The 20043-nt window shown below is 64.3% G+C and carries 21 protein-coding genes; 11 read left to right on the forward strand and 10 right to left on the reverse strand.

The features are described from left to right. The first annotated feature begins 49 nt into the window (after positions 1-49). The 3 genes from BKY27_RS01990 to BKY27_RS02000 all read left to right on the forward strand — a co-directional run bounded on the left by BKY27_RS01990 (position 50) and on the right by BKY27_RS02000 (position 3245). Positions 50-1267, forward strand: a complete 1218-nt coding sequence (locus BKY27_RS01990) for a multidrug effflux MFS transporter (protein WP_071672757.1) — start codon at positions 50-52, stop codon at positions 1265-1267. Positions 1268-1336: 69 nt separating this feature from the next. Next, a complete protein-coding gene (locus tag BKY27_RS01995) occupies positions 1337-2734 on the forward strand; it encodes a helix-turn-helix domain-containing protein (RefSeq protein WP_071672758.1) in 1398 nt (465 codons plus the stop codon). Between the two features lie 58 nt (positions 2735-2792). Next, a complete protein-coding gene (locus BKY27_RS02000) occupies positions 2793-3245 on the forward strand; it encodes a CoxG family protein (RefSeq protein ID WP_071672759.1) in 453 nt (150 codons plus the stop codon). A 65-nt stretch (positions 3246-3310) separates the two neighbouring features. Here BKY27_RS02000 and BKY27_RS02005 read toward each other — a convergent pair whose 3' ends face one another. The 4 genes from BKY27_RS02005 to BKY27_RS02020 form a co-directional block, all read right to left on the reverse strand. Next, complete coding sequence (locus BKY27_RS02005) at positions 3311-3550, reverse strand: YdcH family protein (protein WP_071672760.1); 240 nt, start codon at positions 3548-3550, stop codon at positions 3311-3313. Positions 3551-3662: 112 nt separating this feature from the next. Further along, positions 3663-4352, reverse strand: a complete 690-nt coding sequence (locus BKY27_RS02010; protein WP_071672761.1) for an HAD family hydrolase — start codon at positions 4350-4352, stop codon at positions 3663-3665. Between the two features lie 159 nt (positions 4353-4511). Next, positions 4512-5438, reverse strand: coding sequence for a DMT family transporter (locus BKY27_RS02015; protein ID WP_071672762.1), 927 nt, complete (start codon positions 5436-5438; stop codon positions 4512-4514). Between the two features lie 160 nt (positions 5439-5598). After that, positions 5599-6204, reverse strand: a complete 606-nt coding sequence (locus BKY27_RS02020; RefSeq protein WP_071672763.1) for a LysE/ArgO family amino acid transporter — start codon at positions 6202-6204, stop codon at positions 5599-5601. A gap of 89 nt (positions 6205-6293) precedes the next feature. Here BKY27_RS02020 and BKY27_RS02025 point away from each other — a divergent pair, with 89 nt between their 5' ends. Beyond that, a complete protein-coding gene (locus BKY27_RS02025; protein ID WP_071672764.1) occupies positions 6294-7181 on the forward strand; it encodes a LysR family transcriptional regulator ArgP in 888 nt (295 codons plus the stop codon). Positions 7182-7275: 94 nt separating this feature from the next. After that, entirely contained in the window at positions 7276-8280 is a 1005-nt protein-coding gene (locus BKY27_RS02030; RefSeq protein ID WP_071672765.1) for a sterol desaturase family protein, read from the forward strand. Between the two features lie 104 nt (positions 8281-8384). On the opposite strand, the gene BKY27_RS02035 is transcribed toward BKY27_RS02030, so the two are convergent. Further along, a complete protein-coding gene (locus BKY27_RS02035) occupies positions 8385-10028 on the reverse strand; it encodes a hypothetical protein (RefSeq protein ID WP_146636147.1) in 1644 nt (547 codons plus the stop codon). A gap of 247 nt (positions 10029-10275) precedes the next feature. Continuing rightward, entirely contained in the window at positions 10276-11022 is a 747-nt protein-coding gene (locus tag BKY27_RS02040) for a YebC/PmpR family DNA-binding transcriptional regulator (RefSeq protein ID WP_071672767.1), read from the reverse strand. 166 nt (positions 11023-11188) lie between these two features. On the opposite strand from BKY27_RS02040, the gene BKY27_RS02045 reads away from it, so the two are divergent. Next, on the forward strand, positions 11189-11932 hold the full coding sequence (locus BKY27_RS02045) for a 1-(5-phosphoribosyl)-5-[(5-phosphoribosylamino)methylideneamino]imidazole-4-carboxamide isomerase (RefSeq protein ID WP_071672768.1): 744 nt from the start codon (positions 11189-11191) through the stop codon (positions 11930-11932). Between the two features lie 38 nt (positions 11933-11970). After that, positions 11971-13746, forward strand: coding sequence for an SLC13 family permease (locus tag BKY27_RS02050; protein ID WP_071672769.1), 1776 nt, complete (start codon positions 11971-11973; stop codon positions 13744-13746). Between the two features lie 5 nt (positions 13747-13751). Here the strand turns inward: BKY27_RS02050 and BKY27_RS02055 are convergent, their stop codons facing one another. From BKY27_RS02055 to BKY27_RS02070, 4 genes are all read right to left on the reverse strand, one after another. Then, positions 13752-14636 (reverse strand): DMT family transporter, encoded by an 885-nt coding sequence (locus tag BKY27_RS02055; RefSeq protein WP_071672770.1) that lies wholly within the window; start codon positions 14634-14636, stop codon positions 13752-13754. A gap of 115 nt (positions 14637-14751) precedes the next feature. After that, on the reverse strand, positions 14752-15681 hold the full coding sequence (locus tag BKY27_RS02060) for a DMT family transporter (protein WP_071672771.1): 930 nt from the start codon (positions 15679-15681) through the stop codon (positions 14752-14754). Beyond that, positions 15668-16492: a TIGR00282 family metallophosphoesterase gene (locus BKY27_RS02065; RefSeq protein WP_071672772.1), complete on the reverse strand. Its 825-nt coding sequence runs from the start codon at positions 16490-16492 to the stop codon at positions 15668-15670. The genes BKY27_RS02060 and BKY27_RS02065 overlap by 14 nt, the downstream gene beginning before the upstream one ends. A 19-nt stretch (positions 16493-16511) precedes the next feature. Then, positions 16512-17084 carry a 5-formyltetrahydrofolate cyclo-ligase gene (locus BKY27_RS02070; RefSeq protein ID WP_071672773.1) on the reverse strand — a complete coding sequence of 191 codons (573 nt, stop codon included), beginning with the start codon at positions 17082-17084 and terminating at the stop codon, positions 16512-16514. A 76-nt stretch (positions 17085-17160) separates the two neighbouring features. Here BKY27_RS02070 and BKY27_RS02075 point away from each other — a divergent pair, with 76 nt between their 5' ends. From BKY27_RS02075 to BKY27_RS02090, 4 genes are read left to right on the forward strand one after another with little or no spacing between them, the layout of a single operon-like run. Beyond that, positions 17161-17775: a VOC family protein gene (locus tag BKY27_RS02075; protein WP_071672774.1), complete on the forward strand. Its 615-nt coding sequence runs from the start codon at positions 17161-17163 to the stop codon at positions 17773-17775. Next, complete coding sequence (locus tag BKY27_RS02080; protein WP_071672775.1) at positions 17772-18242, forward strand: GNAT family N-acetyltransferase; 471 nt, start codon at positions 17772-17774, stop codon at positions 18240-18242. The genes BKY27_RS02075 and BKY27_RS02080 overlap by 4 nt, the downstream gene beginning before the upstream one ends. A 32-nt stretch (positions 18243-18274) precedes the next feature. Then, entirely contained in the window at positions 18275-18958 is a 684-nt protein-coding gene (locus tag BKY27_RS02085) for a molecular chaperone DjiA (protein WP_071672776.1), read from the forward strand. A gap of 4 nt (positions 18959-18962) precedes the next feature. Continuing rightward, positions 18963-20042: an endonuclease/exonuclease/phosphatase family protein gene (locus tag BKY27_RS02090; protein WP_071672777.1), complete on the forward strand. Its 1080-nt coding sequence runs from the start codon at positions 18963-18965 to the stop codon at positions 20040-20042. The last annotated feature ends 1 nt before the right edge of the window (position 20043 follow it).

A 20043-nucleotide genomic window follows, 5' to 3' on the forward strand; every position in this document is an offset into this window, starting at 1 on the left:
TGCGCCGACGCACATGGACAAAGGGAAACTTGCGGCATTAAGTATCGTCATGACCGCAAAACCCCCTGCCCGGTATCTCGACCGGTCCACGCCCCCGCATATCTCGACCCTGATCGCGGCGACCAGTCTTGGCGCGATGTCGATGAACATCTTTCTGCCGAGCCTGCCGCAGATGGCCGAGCATTTCGAGGTCGATTACGCGCTGATGCAGCGCTCGGTCACGCTCTACCTGATGGTGAATGCAATCCTGCAACTGGGCATCGGTCCGATTTCCGACAAGTTCGGGCGGCGTCCGGTCCTGTTGGGCAGCTTCCTGCTGTTCTCGCTGGCCACCGTCGGTTGCCTGCTGGCACCCACTGCGGAAATCTTCCTTGGTTTCCGGATCGCGCAGGCGGTGGTCGTTGCCGGGCTGGTGCTTGGCCGCGCCGTGGTGCGTGACATGGTGCCCGCGAACCAGGCTGCGGCGATGATCGGCTATGTCACGATGGGCATGGCGCTGGTGCCGATGATCGGCCCCGCCATTGGTGGCGTTCTGGGCGAGACCTTTGGCTGGCAGGCCAATTTCGTGCTGCTTCTGGTCACCGGCGTCGTGGTGCTGGCCCTCACGTGGTTCGATCTGGGCGAAACCGCTCCGGTCTCGACCGGGCGCTTCCGCGACCAGGTACGCGAATACCCCGAGCTGTTCACCTCGCGCCGGTTCTGGGGGTATTGCGGCGCGACGACCTTTGCCTCGGGCGCGTTTTTCGCGTTCCTCGGCGGTGCACCCTATGTCGGGTCCGAGATCTACGGCCTGACGGAATCGCAGGTCGGCTACTATTTCGGCGCCCCGGCGCTTGGCTATTTCGTCGGCAATTTCGTCTCGGCCCGGCTGTCGACACGGCTGGGGATCAACACCATGATCCTCTATGGCACCTCGATCTCCACCGCTGGGGTCGCCATCCCCTTCGTCTTCCATTTCCTCGGGTTCGACTCCGCCCTGTTGTTTTTCGGTTCGATCACGCTGGTCGGGCTTGGCAACGGCATGACCATGCCCAACGGCAATTCCGGCATGCTCTCGGTGCGGCCGCATCTGGCGGGGTCGGCTTCGGGCGTGGGGGGCGCGGTGATGCTGGCCGGGGGCGCGGCACTGGCCGACCTGGCGGGGTCGTGGCTGACCGGCAGCCCCCACGCCCTGCCCCTGATCGTCATCATGCTGTCCAGCTCGGCCATGTCGCTGGTAGCGATCGTCTACACCATCCGGCGCGAGCGCTTCGTCGTCGGGGCCTGACGCGGGCGTATTGCCTCTGGTCTTTGCAAAGCCTACGCTGGCGAAAAGCAAAGCTGCAAAGGCCGGGTCATGGCAATTCAGAAACTCTATGCCGGGGCAAAGCTGCGCGAATTGCGCGGGCGGCTGGCGCTGACCCAAAAGGATTTCGCCGCCAAGCTCGGCATTTCGCTGCCCTATCTCAACCAGATGGAAAACAATAACCGGCCGCTGTCGTCGACCGTGTTGCTGGCGCTGGTGCAGGAATTCGGCTTTGACCTGTCCGAACTGTCCTCGGGCGACACCGAACGCCTCGTCTCGGATATGCGAGAGGCGCTGGCCGACCCGGTCTTCACCGACGCCGCCCCGCCCCTGCCCGACCTGCGCCTGACCGCGTCCAATGCCCCGGCGCTGGCGCGCGCGTTCCTGCACCTGCACCGCGCCTATCGCCAGACCCATGAACGCCTTGCCTCGCTGGACGAGGCACTTGGGCGTGACGCGGGCCGGGTGGCGGCCTCGCCATGGGAAGAGGTGCGCGACTTCTTCCACTATTGCGACAACTACATCGACGCGGTGGACCATGCCGCCGAACGCTTTGCCGACAAGGCCGGCAGCGATCTTGATGCCCATATCCGCGCCAGCTTCGAGGATGAGGGCGTGGCGATCCGCTATGCCGACGGCGAAGGCATCCGCCGCTACGACACCGGGCGCAAGGAACTGACCCTGTCGCCGCGCACCGCGCCGGAAACGCAGCGCTTTCAACTGTTGCACCAATACGCGCTGCTGGCGCAGGATCGGCTGTTGGAGGCGACGCTCGACCTTGCCCGCTTCCAGACAGACACCGCGCGCGCCATCGCCAAGATCGGCATGGCCAATTACTACGCAGGCGCGGTGCTGATGCCCTACACCCGGTTTCTGGAAGCCGCGTCCGAGACCCGCCACGACCTTGAAGAGCTTTCGATCCGCTTCGGCGCCTCGGTCGAGCAGGTGGCGCACCGGCTGTCCACCATGCAGCGCCCCGGCGCCAAGGGCGTGCCCTTTTTCTTCGTCCGCGTCGATCAGGCGGGCACCATCACCAAGCGCCACAGTGCCACGCGGCTGCAATTCGCGCGCTTCGGCGGTGCCTGCCCGCTGTGGAACGTGCATCAGGCGTTTGAAACGCCGGGCCGCTTCCTGCGCCAGCTGGCCGAAACCCCGGACGGCGTGCGGTATTTCTGCCTTGCCCGCGACGTGTCGAAATCAGGGGGCTCGTTCCACGCGCCGACGCGGCGCTTCGCCATCGGGCTGGGCTGCGAGGTGCAGCACGCCGAAGCGGTCGTCTATGCCGATGACCTCGACCTCGGCAACGATGCCGCCTACCAGCCCATTGGCATTTCCTGCCGCATCTGCGAGCGCGCCCATTGCCACCAACGCTCGGTTCCACCGCTGGAACGCCAATTGCGCATCGACCCGCACCATCGCGGCACCCTGCCCTACGAGATCGGGCGTTGACGGCGGCCGGTGCAATCCCGATACACTTTGGTCAGGAAACGTTTGCGGGAGGTTCACCATGGAAATGCATTCAAGCCGCGTGATTGCGGCGGATCGGGCCACGATATGGGCGGCCCTGAATTCGGCCGAGGTTCTGAAGGAATGCATTCCCGGCTGTGAGGAATTGACCGGCTCGCCGGAAGAGGGCTTCTCGGCCATCGTCAAGCAAAAGGTCGGCCCGGTGAAGGCCACCTTCAAGGGCGACGTCACCCTGTCGAACGTTGTCGCCCGCGAAAGCTACACCATCACCGGCGAAGGCAAGGGCGGCGTTGCGGGCTTTGCCAAGGGCGTGGCCAATGTGCGTCTGGAAGAGGTCGAGGGCGGCACCGAGCTGTTTTACGATGTCGACGCCAAGGTCGGCGGCAAGCTGGCGCAACTGGGATCGCGGCTGATCGACGGGTTTGCCCGCAAGATGGCCGACCAATTCTTCGAGAATTTCCAAGCCAACGTCGAAGGCGACAACGCGGCCTGAAACGGCAACGCGGCCGGGGCAATCGCCACCGGCCGCGCCGTCCCCCCCTTGGGGTCTTGCTGCGATCAGGCTTCGGCCAGCATCGCGGCAATCTCGTCTTTCAGGCGCATCCGGGTCTTGCGCATATCGACCTCGGCCAGTTCCTCGACCGGCTCCACCCCGGTTTCGGCGCGATGCACGGCGCGGTTCACGTCGTGGTATTCATCCACCAGTTTCGCGAAATGGGCATTGCCGGTTTTCAACGCGTGGATGGCGTCGATTTGTTCAGGAAATTCCTCGGCCAGTTCATGGGGTGTATGGGACATGTCGCGTTCCTCTTGTTCTGTGTCCTGCGATTGTCACAGGCATAGCAGCCCGCGCCCCTGCCCCACTTTGACAGAGGTCAAACGCACGGCCCCGCCGCCGGAATTTCCGATGTTATTCCGCTGCGTGCCGGACGCTGCGCCGCCATGCGGCCTCGATCTCGTCGGGCGACAGAATCGCCACCTCGCCGCCACGTCCGGGCACGCCCATGCCCTTGTGCCGCGCCAGCGCGCCGGGAAAGCCGAGCGTGTGCACCCCCGCCGCCTCGGCGGCCTGCAACGCGGCTGCGCTGTCGACCACCGCCAACGTTGCGGCGGGGGCCACGCCGATCTGGTCGATGGCCATTTGATAGGCCTGCGGATGGGGTGGAAAATGGGTCAGGTCATCGCGCAGGATCGCCACGTCGAACCCGACACCGCCGCGCGCCCGCGCCGTGGCCTTCAACATCGCGCGCACCGGGTCCGCCGCCGACCGGCTGATCAACCCCAGCTTCATGCCCCGCGTGGCCGCCCACCGGACCACCTGCGCCACACCGGGCCGCAACGGCAGCCCCTCGGCCAGCATCGCGGCAAAAAGCCGCGATTGCGTACGTTCCACTGCCTCGACAGCCACCGATTCCCCAAGATGCGCAGCATGGCGCGCCACCGGGGATCGCGCGTCGCGGGTCGAGACCAGTCGCTGATACGTGTCCCAGCTCCACGTCCATTCAAGCCCATGGGCCCGAAAGGCCGAATTCCATGCAGTCCGGTCGAGATCGGCGCATTCCGAAACCGCTCCGATCCCCCCGAACAAGATCGCGTCCATAGTCACTGGCAATCCTCCATTGCCCAAGCAGGACGGGACCGGGGATCGAGGATCAAGCGCGCCCCGCGATTTGCCGCGTTGCAGCGTTGCCAGTTGAATTTTCGCTAGGCGTTGCGCGGCCCTGCTGCCCAATCCGGCGGCATTAACCGAATGGAGCGGTCAGAGTTTGGTCTGCCCGACAGCCGGCGTGATCTGACGCCGACGCAACATTGCCTCTCGCAGGGTGATATAGCTGATCGACGCGATGATCATCGCCCCCCCGAGGATCACGTAGAGATCGGCGGGTTCGTGAAAGACGATCGCGCCAAGCAGCGTCGCCCAGACCAGTTGCAGGAAGGTCACCGGTTGCGTCACCGTCAACGGCGCCGCCTTGAACGCCATGGTCATGGAAAAATGCCCCGCCGTCGCAAATACCGACACCAGGAACAGCCATGCCAATTGCTCGAAGCTGACCGGCACCCAGACCCACCACGCAAAGGGCGCAAGGCCGATGGTCACGGTCAACGACAGCATCCCCACGACCACGGCGGGCGAGGTTTCGTCGGCCATGATCTTGGCCACCAGATAGCCGACCGCGAACACCGCCGCCGTCACCAGCATCGCGTAGTGGCCTGACGTCACTTCTCGAAATCCGGGCCGCAGAATGATCAGCGCCCCGAGAAAGGCCACCACGATGGCCATGATCCGGCGCGCGGCCATCCGCTCGCCCAGAAACAGCGCCGCCATGATCGTCACGTAGATCGGGTTGAGATAGTTCATCGCCGTGACCTCGGCGATCGGGATCTGGGTCATCGCGTAGAACCACAAGATCACCCCGACCGTATGCGCCACGCCCCGCAGCGCGAACAGCCGCCAGCCACGCGGCGAAACCTTGGCCCGCAGGATCGGGCGGATCATCGGGATGACGAAAACCAACCCCAGCAAGTAACGCAGGAACGCCGATTGCGCGGGCGGCACACCGGGGCCCACCACCTTTACCGTCGCCGTGACCGCCACGAAACACGCGCCGGTCAGCAGCATCCAAAGCACGCCCGCAACGGGACGATTGGCCGGGATCGACTCAGCAGAAGAGGAAGTGGTTGCCATGTGAAGCACTCAACCGGAAAGCGTGACGAGGAGCAAGGCGATAGACGCGCACCGGGCGGGCAACGTCACGACCACGCCGCGCAGCGGGGCAAAACCGCAGCCCGTCCGTCCGGACCAGATCGACAAAACCCGATCCAAGATCACATCCAGGCGCCATTTTTCAGCCCATCACGATCAGTTTTGCCGCAATCGCCCACATGACGCCCGCGATCACCACGTCCAGCACCTGCCACGCCCTTGGCCGCGCAAAGACCGGCGCCAGCAGCCGGGCCCCATAGCCAAGCGCGAAGAAGAACACGAAGCTCGCCGCGACAGCCCCCGCCCCGAACCAGACCGCACCAGCGCCATACTGGGTCGAGACCGTGCCAATCAGCATCACCGTATCGAGATAGACATGCGGGTTGAGCCATGTCAGCGCCAGGCAGGTCAGCACGGCCGCCCGCAGGCTGCCCTCGCCGGTATCGGCGGCACGCAACACGTCTCCGCCCCGCCACGCCGACAGGACACTCCGCGCGCCGTACCAGATCAGGAACGCCGCCCCGCCATAGCGTAACGCCGGGGCGATCCATGGCAGTAGTCCGGCAATGATGGAAAAGCTGGACACCCCCACCGTGACCAACACTGCGTCCGACACCGCGCAGACCAGCACCACCGGCAAAACATGCACGCGGCGCAGCCCTTGCCGCAGGACAAAGGCATTCTGTGCCCCGATGGCAAGGATCAGGCTCAAGCCAAGGCTGAACCCGGCATAGACGGCATGAAACATGGTGGCGGCCTCCGATAGATCCCCTCCGCATTACCTGCTGCGGAAAATAAGGTCGATTTACTATTTCTTTGTCGTCATAATTCATTCTTATGAAATTCGACTACGACGCCCTTGCCGCCCTCGCTTCGGTCTTGCGCACCGGCTCTTTCGACGCGGCGGCCACGGCGCTTGGCCTGACCCAGCCTGCCGTTTCCCTGCGCATCAAGAGGTTGGAGGATCGGGTCGGCAGCATCCTCGTCACCCGCGCCCGGCCCTGTATGGCCACACCAACAGGCGCCCGCCTGATGCGCCACGCTGAAGAGGTCGGGTTGCTGGAACAGACGCTTGCCCGCGATCTGGGGGCGCTGCCGGGCGAGGCCGACCGCCCCCTGCGCCTCGCCGTCAATGCCGACAGCCTTGCCACATGGGTGTTGCCCGCCCTCACCGAGGGTCAGGGCTTTCTCTTCGAGCTGACCCTCGACGATCAGGACCATTCGGCGGATTGGCTCAAACGCGGCGAGGTCTCGGGCGCGATCACTTCTCATGGTGCACCGATCCCCGGTTGCGATGCCACCGCGCTTGGGGCGCTGCCCTATGTCGCCACCTGCTCGCCAGCCTTCCGCGCCCGCTGGTTTGCCGATGGCCTGACCGCCGAGGCCCTGTCACACGCGCCCTGCCTTACTTTCAACCGCAAGGACACGTTGCAAGCGGCATGGGCCGAGCGCCTGCTCGGGCGGCGCATCGCGCTGCCCACCCATTTCCTGCCGTCGAGCCACGATTTCGTGACCGCCGCGCGGCTCGGCCTTGGCTGGGGCATGAACCCGCGCGCCCTGGTCGAGGCCGATCTGGCCGCGGGACATCTGGTCGATCTGGCACCGGGCCAGACCCAATCGACGCCGCTGACATGGCAGGTGGCGCGCCAGATCGCCCTGGCCCTTGCCCCCCTGACGCGGGCCCTGCGCCATCAGGCAGCGGCGCATCTTTTGCAGAATTCGTGAACAATCGGCCCCGTATCATCCGATTGACGCCCAGTTTCCGCCCCTTTTGCCGCCTAACGTCACGGTAACAAAAAACCGGGCAAGGCATAACACCATGGACACTCTGGCCACCTATCTGGCGAACGTGCTGCGGGCACCGTTCGATCCCGCCATCCGCTTCGCACTGTATTATCTGGCCCCCACCGTCGCGATCGCCTTCGTGATCTGGCTGGTCCGCGACCGGTCCCAACCGTTCTGGTCATGGCTGCTGCCCCGCTCGGTTTATCGGCACCGCTCCACCTACGTGGACGTGAAGCTTTTCCTCACCAATCAAATGCTCGGCGTGGCGGGTATCTTCGGCGTCCTGCTGTTCACCCCCTTCATCGCCTATCATGCATTGGTCACCATCGCGACGTTGGCAGGCGGCGACTACACCCCGCCGCCGGTCACGCCGGGCCGCGCGCTGGCCCTGACCTTCATCGTCGTCATCGTCAGTGATTTCGCCAAATACTGGACCCACCGCATTCACCATGAATGGCCGTCCCTGTGGCCCTTCCACGCGGTGCACCATTCGGCAGATGTTCTGACCCCGGTCACAGTGGCCCGCGTCCACCCGGTCGAAATCTTCATCCGCAACATCCTGACCAGTGTCATGGTCGGCATGGCCCAGGGCCTGACGCTCTATGCCCTGATGGGTGATGTCAGCCTCGTTGCGGTCGGCGGCGCCAACGTGTTTTACGTGGCGTTCAACGCGCTCGGCTCGAACCTGCGCCACAGCCATATCTGGCTGAGCTATGGCCGCGTGATGGAACATATCCTGATCTCGCCCGCGCAGCACCAGATCCACCATTCCGCCGCGCGCAAGCACCACAACAAGAACTACGGTTCGATCTTTGCGCTGTGGGACTGGATGTTCGGCTCGCTCTACATCCCGGAAAGCTACGAAGATCTGACCTATGGCGTGGCCGACGCGGACGGCACCATGATCGCACAACCGCACCCGACCCTGCGCGCCGCCCTGCTCCACCCCTTCGTCGAAAGCTGGCAGGCGATCCGCGCGCGGGTTGCGCCCGCCGCGCAAGACCAAGCCCCCTCCCAGCCCCAAACCCCGGCGGAATGACCATGACACGCGGTTTCTCACTCTGGCTCGACCTGATCCGGGCGCTGGCAGCCGGACGGGACGCGCCAAAAAAACTCAAATGCGAGCAGTCTAGGGTTCAGGCCCTAAAGCGCATACAGTCGGTAGAGCGGTGTGCGCAGGACCTCTGTCATCGGCACTTCTGCAAGTTCACGCAGGATACTGCGATTTACTGAAACCCGGTTGGGGCACACCGGGAAAAGGACGAAATCGGCATTCTCAATCCCGTTCAATCCACCATAGCTCCAAGGGGCGGCTCCCACCAGCGGCGGGAAATCCCCAAACAGCCAAAGCGGGCTCAAATAGTCGGCGACAAAGATCGCCTGCCCCTGCGCCAGATCGCGCTCCTCAAGATCAGCGGCGATCGAAGCGAAATATCGGGGGCTGACCATACTCTGGCAGTCCGGCAACGCTTCGTTCAAGAACTCGACCGGACCCGCTGGCCGCTGCCCGAAGAACTCTCTCTGTCCATCGTCAACCACGAAGTACTGACCGCCGGACAGGGCCGCGCCGCGTTCCAACAATACATCCTGATGGTGAGAGCTTCCAATCACCAGCGGAACAAAGCCCGACCGATCAGCCAGCGCCGCGCGCACAGGGCTGGTCGCAAGATTGAAGAAATTCGGCGCCACGGCCACCGCAAGGCCAAGGCTGATCACCGTCAAGCCAAAGCGTCGGAAATCCGTCAGCTTCGGGGCCCACACCAGCAAAAGCAGGGCCTCAAAGCCCAGAAACAGAGGATCAAAGCCAGCATTCTGGTCGCTGACATAGGCCCCTGCCAGAAAGGTGCACACAAGCAGAAGACCTTTACGCTGCGCCCCGTCACGGACCAAAAGATACGCGGCGATAGCGGTCAAAACCGCAGGAGCCAGCATTTGCGCACTGGTGACCATGCGCAGAACCCCGCCGCCCGCATATGGCCGCGCGTCGGACCGGGCGATGTAAAGCAGATCGTCCAGGTAGGCCAACCAATAATCCATGCCCCAAAGAACGGTCAGTAGGATCGCTATCGTCAAACCGGTCGCAAGGGCGATGATCACGACCCTGGTCTGACGAGTCACGAGCAGGCCCAACACAGCCAAGGGCAGGAAGGCGACGAAATACGTGATCTTGATCAGTGCAAGTCCGGCCAAGGCCACGCCGATGAAGACAGCTTCCCAGAGCGCAGGCTTATCCGGTTGAAGCAGGGCAGCCAGAAGCGCAACAAAGCTCAGCGCCCAGCACCAGCGGTTGTAATGAACATTTATCGACAGGCTGAATTCGGGACGCCCGTGGACAAGGGCGAGCGTGATGACCATGACCGCACAAGCGAACGCAAGCGCCCAGACCCAAGGCATCCGTTTGACCGCGATCGCCAAACCGGCAGCCGCAAGCCCCCCGGCCATCAAGATCTGCACGACGAGAAAGGCCTGCCCTGTGGGCACCCCTGCGGCCATCAAATCCGAGATGGGAGAAAACGCCAATTCGCCGAGTGGCGTCACAAAATCGAGATGCGGCCGCTGTCCTTGCGACATCCGGTCGAGAATATCGACTAGATGCAGTGCATCGGCCCAATGCGATGTGATCACAAGATTGCCCGGCGCCAGCAAAACCATCGAAAACGCCGCCCAGACAATCGTCAAAATCGACCATGCGCGGCGGCTCTCCATCACGAACTGCGTTTTCTCCGTTCGGAGAGGTTGGGAAGGCATGGAGGGGTTCCAATCTGCGATTGTTTCCAATTCGTCCACTAGCCCAGTCGATAACCCCGCGCAAGCAATCGCGCCGGCAAATCATCCATCACTTTGGTTTGGACCCAACAGGAGATCTTGGCGGCTCCTTGGAACATGCCACACCATCCAAACCGAGTCACCCAACCTTCGCCCCGCTCTAAACGGCAAAAAGCCCCGACGCGGTGCCGGGGCTTTTGCGATTCCGTATGCACGCCCGGTGTACGGGGGGTGCACAGGGGGTGTACGGGGGACGACGGGCCGATTTTCAGCCCGCGAGCTGCTCCATCACCTCGTCCGAAATCTCGAAATTGGCGGTGACGCGCTGCACGTCTTCGTCGTCTTCCAGCACCTCGATCAGCTTCATCAGCTTTTGCGCCCCGTCCAGATCCAGATCGGTCGTGGTCGTCGGCTGCCAGATCAGCTTGGCGGTCTCGGACTCGCCCAAGGCCTCTTCCAGCGCGGTTGAAACCTCGTTCAGATCGGTGTCGGCACAGGTGATGATGTGCTGGTCCTCGGTCGACTCGACGTTCTCGGCGCCAGCTTCGATCGCGGCCTCCATCACCGTGTCTTCATCACCGATCGAGGCCGGGTAGACGATCTCGCCCTTGCGCTCGAACATGAACGAAACAGACCCGGTTTCCCCAAGGTTTCCGCCGTGTTTGCCGAAGGTCGAGCGCACGGTCGACGCCGTGCGGTTGCGGTTGTCGGTCATCGCCTCGACGATCACGGCCACGCCGCCGGGGCCATAGCCCTCGTAACGGATTTCCTCGTAATCATCGCCGCCCGCAGCCTGCGATTTGTCGATGGCGCGCTGGATCACGTCCTTGGGCACCGACTGCGATTTGGCTTCCTTCACCGCAAGGCGCAACCTCGGGTTCTTGTCCGGGTCGGGGTCGCCCATCTTGGCGGCCACGGTGATTTCCTTGGCCAGCTTGGAAAACAGCTTGGACCGCGCCGCATCCTGACGGCCCTTCCGGTGCTGGATGTTCGCCCATTTTGAATGGCCTGCCATCTCGCCTCTCCTGCAATACTTGATCGGCGCGGTTCTACTGCACTGCCCCCACGGGGCGCAAGCGGCCTTTGGCGACGCGTTGCACAGGCTGAATGCCGTTTTCGGGCCACTGCGTGGACGCGCGACTCGGCTATGTAACCGGGGAAACCCCGGGAGAACCTGACCCATGATGATATACCCCACTATCGAACTGCAAAATGGCCACTGCGTGAGCCTGCGCCGGGGCCGTCTGGATGACCCCCAGATCTGGCATGTCGATCCGGTCGCCAAGGCCAAGAGCTATGCCGAAGATGGGGCCGAATGGCTGCATTTGACCAATTTCGACTGGGTTGCCGGCAATGACGGCACCGCCGAAATCGTCAAGGATATCATCCTGCAATGCGGTATTCCGGTCCAGCTCGGCGGCGGGTTCCGCAGCCTCGAAGCCATTGCCAACTGGATTGACATGGGCGCCGGACGGATCGTGGTCAGCTCGCTCGCCGTGCAAAACCCCGATCTCGTGAAGCAGGCCGCCAAGCGCTTCCCCGACCAGATCGTGATCGCCGTCGATGTCTACAAGGGCGGGTTGATGAGCGATGGCTGGCGGTCGACCGCCGCGATCACCCCAGCCGATTTCATTGCCGCCTTCGATGAAGATCCGCTGGCCGCGATCCTGATCACCGACATCGATTCGGATATCGAAGAGAGCGACGGTTCGCTCGGCGTCATCAGTGGGCTCGCCGACGGGGCCCGCGCCCCGGTCATCGCCCGCGGTCTGTCGCGCAGCCTCGACGACATCGCCCGCCTGAAATACGTGCCCCATATCTCGGGGGCGGTCATCGGGCGCGCCCTGTTCGACAAGTCGATCGACCTGTGCGACGCATTGGCCGTGGCCAATGCCCGCCCCGGTCCCACGGCAGAGTTCATCTGACAGGTGACGGCGGCGTCATGGCGCGATAGCCTCGCGTCATGACCACAGACCAGATCCTGCTTTTCACCCTGTTTGGAACCGTGTTCGGCCTGCTGCTGTGGGGCCGGTTCCGCTATGATCTTGTCGCCTTCGGTGCCCTGATGGCGGGCGTGGTGCTGGGGCTGGTGCCGTCGCACGATGCCTTTGCCGGGTTCGGCCATCCCGCCACGTTGGTGGTGGCGCTTGTGCTGGTGGTCTCGGCCGGTCTGGTGCGGTCGGGTGCTGTGTTTCTGATCACGCGGACGCTGGTGGACAGCACCCGCTCCCTCGGTGCCCATATCACCATCATGGGCGGCGTCGGCGGTGTGCTTTCGGCCTTCATGAACAATGTCGCGGCCCTTGCCCTGCTGATGCCGGTCGACATCGCCACCGCGCGCAAGGCGGGCCGCGTGCCGGGCCTGTCGCTGATGCCGCTGTCCTTTGCCACCATCCTTGGCGGCATGGCCACGCTCATCGGCACACCGCCCAATATCATCATCGCGTCCATTCGGCAGGATGCGCTCGGCGCGCCGTTCGGCATGTTCGACTTCGCCCCCGTTGGCGGTATCGCTGCCATCGCTGGCCTGATCTTCGTGGCGTTGGTCGGCTGGCGCCTGATCCCTACGCGCGACTCCGGGGTCGGCAAAGACCCGATGGGCGACCTCGCCCCCTATATTGCGGAACTGACAATCCCCGAGAACAACAAGCTGGTGGGCACCCGCCTGCGCGACCTGCTGGACCCGGCTGAGGCGTCGGACGTGGCCATTCTGGGCGTGATGCGAGACGGCCAGCGGCGCTTTGGCATCGGGCGCAATCTGGACCTGAAGGCAGGCGACATCCTTATCCTTGAAGCGGCGCCCGATGCGCTCGACGAATTCCGCAGTGCATCGAGCCTCGATTTCGCCCCCGAGGGTCATGCCATCGAAGATGCCGTAGGCGAAGGTGTGCGCCTTGTCGAAATGGTTGTGCCCGAGGGCAGCCGCATCGCCGGGCGCTCATCGCAGGCCATCGGGCTTGGCTGGCGCAAGCGCACGGTGCTGATGGGGATCTCTCGCAAGGGCACCCGGATCGCCAAACGCCTGCGCCAGACGGTAATCGAACCGGGCGACATTCTGCTGCTGCTGACCCCGTCGGACACGACCGAAGACGTGGTTGACTGGCTCGGCGGCCTGGCACTGGCCGACCGGGGGCTGGCCGTGACGCGCGACAGCAAGACATGGGCCGCCATCGGGTTTTTCGCGGCGGCGGTCGCGGCGGCGGCCTTTGGGGTGCTCTATCTGCCGGTCGCGCTCGGGCTGGTGGTGGTGGCCTATGTCCTGTTCAAGATCCTGCCGTTGTCCGAGGTCTATACCCATATCGAATGGCCGGTGGTGGTCCTGCTCGGCTCGATGATTCCACTCGGCGCGGCGCTGCAATCCTCTGGTGGGACCGAATTGCTGGCCAATGGGCTGGTGACGCTGACAGCAGGCTGGCCCGCATGGGGAACTTTGACCGTCTTGATGGTGGTGACCATGACGCTGAGCGATGTGCTCAACAACACCGCGACGGCAATCGTGGCCGCGCCCGTGGGAATCCAGATGGCTCAAACGCTTGACGTTAATCCCGACCCGTTCCTGATGGCGGTCGCGGTTGCGGCCTCGGCGGCGTTCCTGACCCCGATCGGCCACAAGAACAACACGCTGATCCTTGGCCCCGGCGGCTATGGATTCGGCGATTACTGGCGCATGGGGCTGCCATTGGAGATCATCGTGATCACCGTTTCGATCCCGACCATTCTGGTGGTCTGGCCGCTTTAAGCAGATCACGCCCCGCCGACAGGGCGCCGTCTTCGCTGCCCCCACAGCCCCGCAAGGTTGTTGAGCGCCAAGGCCCCCAGCACCACCGAGCCGCCCGCCAAGGTCCAGCCACCGGGCACCTCGCCCACCCCCCACCAAACGAAGAGCGGGCCGAAGACGGCCTCCAGCAGCATGATCAGCGCAACATCCGCCGGCGGCAGGTAGCGCGGCCCAAGGCTGAGCAGCGCCGCCGCGCCGGGGACGACGATCACCGCGATCAAGGCCACGGCGGGGACCGAGGCGCCGGGAACCGTCAGGCCGGGCGCAAGAACCACCGCCACGACCGCCGCGAACGCGCCCGCAATCGCCATCGCAGGAACCATCGACAACGCCTTTCGCTGTTCGGCAATCGCAAAAATCACGGCCCAAGAGACCGCCGTCACCATGGCCGCGAGGTCTCCGGTCAGGCTGCCGGCACCCCCCCCGGCGCTACCGCGCGCAATCAGGGCGATCCCGATCAGGACCGCCGCTATGGTCAGCAGGGTGCGCCGTGGCACCCGCTGCCCCATCACGAACCGGGCAATCAGCGCCGAAAAGACCGGCATCGTCGCCAGAATGAACAGCGTATTGGCGGCGAGCGTGTGGTTGACCGAGTAAAGGAAGCTGACATTGCCGAGCGTGTAGCTCGCCCCGATCGCCACGCCCGGCAGACCAACGGCGCGCATCAGCCCGAGGGCATCCCGCCCGCGCGTGGCCATCAGCCAGAGCGAGATCATCACTGCCATGCCAAGCCCACGCCAGAACATCAGCGTCCATTCCGGCACATCCGCCAGCCGGATCAGCAGCACGTCCGGCGACAGGATCAGAACACCCGACAGCGTGATCAACAGGCCCTTGCCGTAATCGCTCATGCGCGCCGCCTCAACGCAGCCAGACGACCGGGATGAGCGCCGAAGCCAGAGCGAAGGTGGCCCACCCCCACGGGGGAAAAAGCTTTGCGATCATTCATGATCCTGTCTCATTTGGTCAGGGGTCATGTTCCCCATGTGCCCCCGTCACGTCCAGTGGCTGTTTTGGTCTCGGCTGCACGAGGAAGAGCCCCGCGAAAAGCAACGCGAAGGCCGCCCAGACCCAGAGCGAATATCGCTCGCCCAACAGCAGGCGCGACCAGACCACCGCGAACCCGGTCACAAGGTAGCTGACCTGCGCCGCAAAGACCGCCCCGCCCCGTCCGACCAGCCAGACATAGCCGGCATAGACAAGAGCATGGAGCGCCGCCGAAACGACGATGGCCAGGTCCGGCGCGCCCCATGGCGGCAGGGGGGAAATCCATTCACCGGTCGCCAAAGCCGCGATCAGCGCGATCGGCGCCCCGATCAGAGAAGCGCCCAGCAACACCTGAACGGCATCCAGATCACCGGGCTGGCGCGAGGCAACGAAATTGCCTTCGATGGCGTAGAACGTCGGGGCGATCAGCCCGACCGGCAGCCACAACAACATCGCGGGGTCCGGCAGGCTGCTGTCCGGGGCGGCAATCAGGACAATCGCCAGCATTCCCAACCCCAGTCCCAAAAGCCGTGCCAGCGAGAACCGGTCATTGCCGACCGCCAGCGCAATAGGAAAGGAGATCATCGGCACCATCGCGATCAAAAGCGCTATGATCCCGGCGGGAAGGTGAACAGCGGCGGTGTAGCTGGCCACATTGGGCAAAAGGGTGCCGATCAGCGCGATGACCAGGTAGAACCCGAGCGCCCTGCGATTTAGCGGCACCCCCCGCCCCATTCGCCAGTTGACCAGCGCCAGCACCACCGCACCAAGGGTGAACTGCCAGAAGATGATACCCACATGGCGGTAGCCTTCGCTGACCGCGATCTTGCCCATCGGAATGGTCAGGCCCCAGCCCATGCCGCAAAAGAGCAGCAATCCGACCAGAACCCGCTTTTCAGAGCGCGCCATCCGGCCCCGTCTGCTGCAAGCGTCCGCCGATCCGGACGGGCGCAACATTCAGCGCCTTGCCGGTCTTGTTGTCGGTCTCGACGAAGACGCCCGACAGCGTGGCCGCGCCGTTGGCTGGGGTGAACCGGTCCTTTTGCATCCCGGTGATGAAACGGCGCAGTGGCTCGGTCTTTTCCATGCCGATCACGCTGTCATAGTCGCCGGTCATGCCAGCATCGGTCAGGTAGGCGGTGCCCCCCGGCAGGATCTGCGCATCGCCCGTGGGAACATGGGTATGGGTGCCCACCACAAGGCTGGCGCGGCCATCGCAGAAATGCCCCGTCGCCATTTTCTCGGACGTGGCCTCGCAATGGATATCGACGATGACAGCCGAGGCGATACCGCCGAGCGGGTGCGCGCGCAAAACCGCCTCCAACGCCGAGAACGGGTCCGAGAAGGGCCGTTTCATGAACACCTGCCCAAGCGCCTGAGCGACCAGGACCTTGCGCCCGCCCTTGGCCTCGAACAACTGGAACCCTCGGCCGGGGGCGGATTTGGCGTAATTGATCGGGCGGATGATCCGTGGCTCTTTCTCGATATATTGCAGCATGTCGCGCTGATCGAAGGCATGATCGCCCAGGGTCAGGCAATCGACCCCGGCCTCCAGCAGTGTCTGCGCATGAGATTGCGACAATCCATGGCCGGACGTGGCGTTTTCGCCATTCACCACCACGAAATCGAGCCGCCAGTCCTGCCGCAGCTTGGGCAGGGTCTCCGAAATGGCGGCGCGCCCCGCACGCCCCATCACGTCACCAAGAAATAGAAGCCTCATGGCCAAAGGCTTAGGGTGTTCAGGCGGGCGCGGCAAGAGGGCGGTGGATGCCCGTTTCTGTCACGACGGCATCCAACCGTTGATCGGTGGGTTCCACAACCAGACCATCGAGGCGCTGCGCCGCATAGGCAAAGCCAATCGCGCGGGTCGGCCGCAGGCCGCGCAGGCGTTCCAACGTCCGATCATAGAAGCCGCCGCCATAGCCCAAGCGATTGCAATCGGCGTCAAATGCCACGAGCGGCGCAATCAGGATCTCGGGCTCCAGCCAGTCGCCGGTTGCGGGCACGCGGGCACCGAAGGGGCCATCGGCCATTTCGCAGCCCGGTGTCCATTCGCGAAAGGTCAGCGGCAGCCCCTTGCCCGCGATCACCGGCACGCAAATGCGGTTCGATTGCGCCAGTTCGGTCATCGCGGTGGATGGGTCCAACTCGGTCCGCATCGCCATATAGGCCGAGATCACCCTGCCCTTGACCGGGCCGATTTCCTGCAACAGCGCGGCGTTGGCATCAGCCACCGAGGCGATGCCAAACGCCTCGGCCCGAGCGGCGAAGGCGGCTTTGCGCAGGGCGGCTTTCTGTTCGGTCAAATCCATCGCGGGCCTCGCTCTTGCGCCCGGTCGCGCGGGCGGGTTTGATGCCGCTTACCATAGAGCGTGACCGGAGGCACCCATGCTGACATTCGACCATCTGGCGATTTCCTGCGACAGGCTGGCAGCGGGCGTGGCCCATGTCGAAGCCGCCCTCGGGGTGCCGCTGGCACCGGGGGGCGAGCATCCGGCCATGGGCACCCACAACAAGCTGCTCTCGCTCGGACCCGAGGAATACCTGGAGGTTATCGCGATCAATCCCGATGCGCCCGGCCCGGATCAACCCCGCTGGTTCGATATCGACAATTTCGCAGGCGCCCCCCGCGTTTCAAACTGGATTTGCCGCTGCCCGGACCTGACCTCCGCCTTGGCCGCTGCTCCGGCGGGCACAGGCGTGCCGTGGGATCTCGAACGCGGTGACCTGCGCTGGCGGATGGCGGTGCCCACGGATGGCAAACTGCCCTTCGACAACGCGTTTCCCGCCTTGATCGAGTGGCAGGGCGACGCCCACCCCGCGCCGCGCCTGCCTGATCGAGGTGTGCGGTTGACTGCCCTGCACCTGACCCACCCCGAGGCAGAGGCGCTTCGCATGGCCCTTGGGCCGCTGATCGCCGAGGACCGGTTGACGATCGCGCAAGGACCGACACCGGCCCTTGAGATTGACCTGACCGGTCCGAAGGGCACGGTGCGCCTGTGATCCGCCCGGCCCGGCCACAAGACGCGGCGGCCATCGCGGCGATCTGGAACCCGGTGATCCGCGACACCACGGTCACCTTCACAACCGCCGAGAAAAGCCTCCAAGGGCTTGCCGAGGCCATCGCCAGCCAAGCCTTTCTGGTGGCCGAAACCGGCGGGCAGGTCACCGGCTTTGCCACTTGCTCCCCGTTTCGCAGCGGGCCGGGATATGCCCGCACCATGGAACACTCGATCCACGTCTGCGCCACGGCGCGCGGGTCGGGCGTTGGACGGAGGCTGATGGACGCGCTCGAAACCCACGCCCGTAGCAAAAGTGTCCATAGCCTCATCGCCGGGATTTCCGGGGAGAACACGGGCGCCATCGCCTTTCATACCGCGCTCGGCTTTGCCCATGTCGGGCGCTTGCCGCAGGTCGGCTGGAAATTCGACCGTTGGCTCGATCTGGTGCTGATGCAAAAAGTCCTCTGACAAACGGGGCCTTTTCGGGCTATGAAGCGCCCATGTCTGTGTGGACCCGTATCAGTGACGCGCTGTCTGCCCTTGCCGCTGGCGAGGGTCTGGGCGCGATGTTCGACAAGCTGCGCGAGCCGCCCGAGCGGCGCGTCGGCTTTGCCATTGCCGTAATTGCCCTTGGCGCCAAGATGGCCAAGGCCGATGGTGTTGTGTCCCGAAACGAGGTGACCGCCTTCCGCGAGGTCTTTTCGATCCCGCAGGCGGATGAAAAGTCGGCGGCCCGTGTTTTCAACCTCGCGCGCGAAGACGTGGCGGGATTCGAGGAATATGCCCGCAAGATCGCCAGCATGTTCGAGACCGACAGCGCGGTTCTGGGCGACCTGATGGATGGGTTGTTTCATATCGCCGTGGCCGATGGCGAATATCACCCCGCCGAAGACGCCTTCCTTGAACGGGTGTCCGAGATCTTCGGAATGCCGCCGCGCGAATTCGCCGCCCTGCGCGCGCGCAACGTGCCCGATGCAGCCCCCGACCCCTATACCGTGCTTGGTGTCGATCCAGCGATGCCGCTGCCCGAAATCCGCAAGATCTGGCGCAGGCTGGTGCTCGACACCCATCCCGACCAGATGATCGCGCGCGGCGTGCCGCAAGAGGCGGTGAAGCTGGCGCAAAGCCGCCTCGTTTCCATCAACCGCGCCTGGGAAGAGATCGAGGCCAACCACGGACCGTAAGACCATGCGCATCGCGACCTATAACGTCGAGTGGTTCGCCAACCTCTTTGACGACGAGGGCCAACTGCTGGACGACATGCAATGGTCGGGACGGCAGGATGTGACGCGGGCGCAGCAGATCGCCGCCCTGACGCATGTGTTTCAATCGCTCGACGCCGATGCCGTGCTGGTGATCGAGGCACCCGACAGTTCCAGCCGACGCGACGGGAGCGTCGCACTCGAAACCTTTGCGGCCCATGCCGGCATCCGCGCCCGCAAGGCCCTTGTGGGGTTCGAGAATCACACGCAGCAGGAAATCATGCTGCTCTACGACCCCGATCTGATCGAGGCCCGCCATGACCCAATCGGCCAAGAGACCGGCAAGAAGGGCTCTCGCACCCCGCCGCGCTTTGACGGCACCTATCGGATCGACCTCGATATCGACGCGACCGAGGATCTGGTGCGGTTCTCGAAACCGCCCCTCGAAGCCGAGATCAACAGCGTCGAGGGGCGATTTCGCCTGATCGGGGTGCACGCGAAATCGAAGGCCCCGCACGGGGCGCGGAACCACGACGAAATGATGCGGCTGGCCATCGCCAACCGGCGCAAGCAACTGGCGCAATGCATCTGGCTGCGAGAGCGGATCGACCTCCACCTGCAAGCGGGCGACGCGCTGCTGGTGGCCGGAGATTTCAACGACGGTCCGGGGCTGGACGCGTTCGAGCGGCTCTTCGGGCGGTCGGGGTTGGAAATCGTGCTTGGCACCGATCTGCCCCCCGAAGATCAGCTTTTCGACCCGCATGTGACGCGGGCGCTGCACACCCGCCTGTCGGCACAACCCACAACTGCCCGGTTCTACATCCGCGACGAGGACCGGTATCTGACGGCTTTGCTCGACTACATCATGGTCAGCCCGCCGCTGCGCCCGTTCTGTCATGGTTGGCGGATCTGGCACCCTTTCGAAGACCCGGCTTGCTGGCACGACGAAAGCCTGCGTCGCGCCTTGCTGATGGCGTCTGACCATTTCCCGGTAACCATGCAACTGGCCGGTCCGATCCCGGACACACCCCCTTCACAGACCCCGGACGAATGCCTACCTACCTGAC

Source organism: Nioella nitratireducens (genome assembly GCF_001879715.1).
In the GTDB taxonomy this organism is placed as follows: Bacteria; Pseudomonadota; Alphaproteobacteria; order Rhodobacterales; family Rhodobacteraceae; genus Nioella; species Nioella nitratireducens.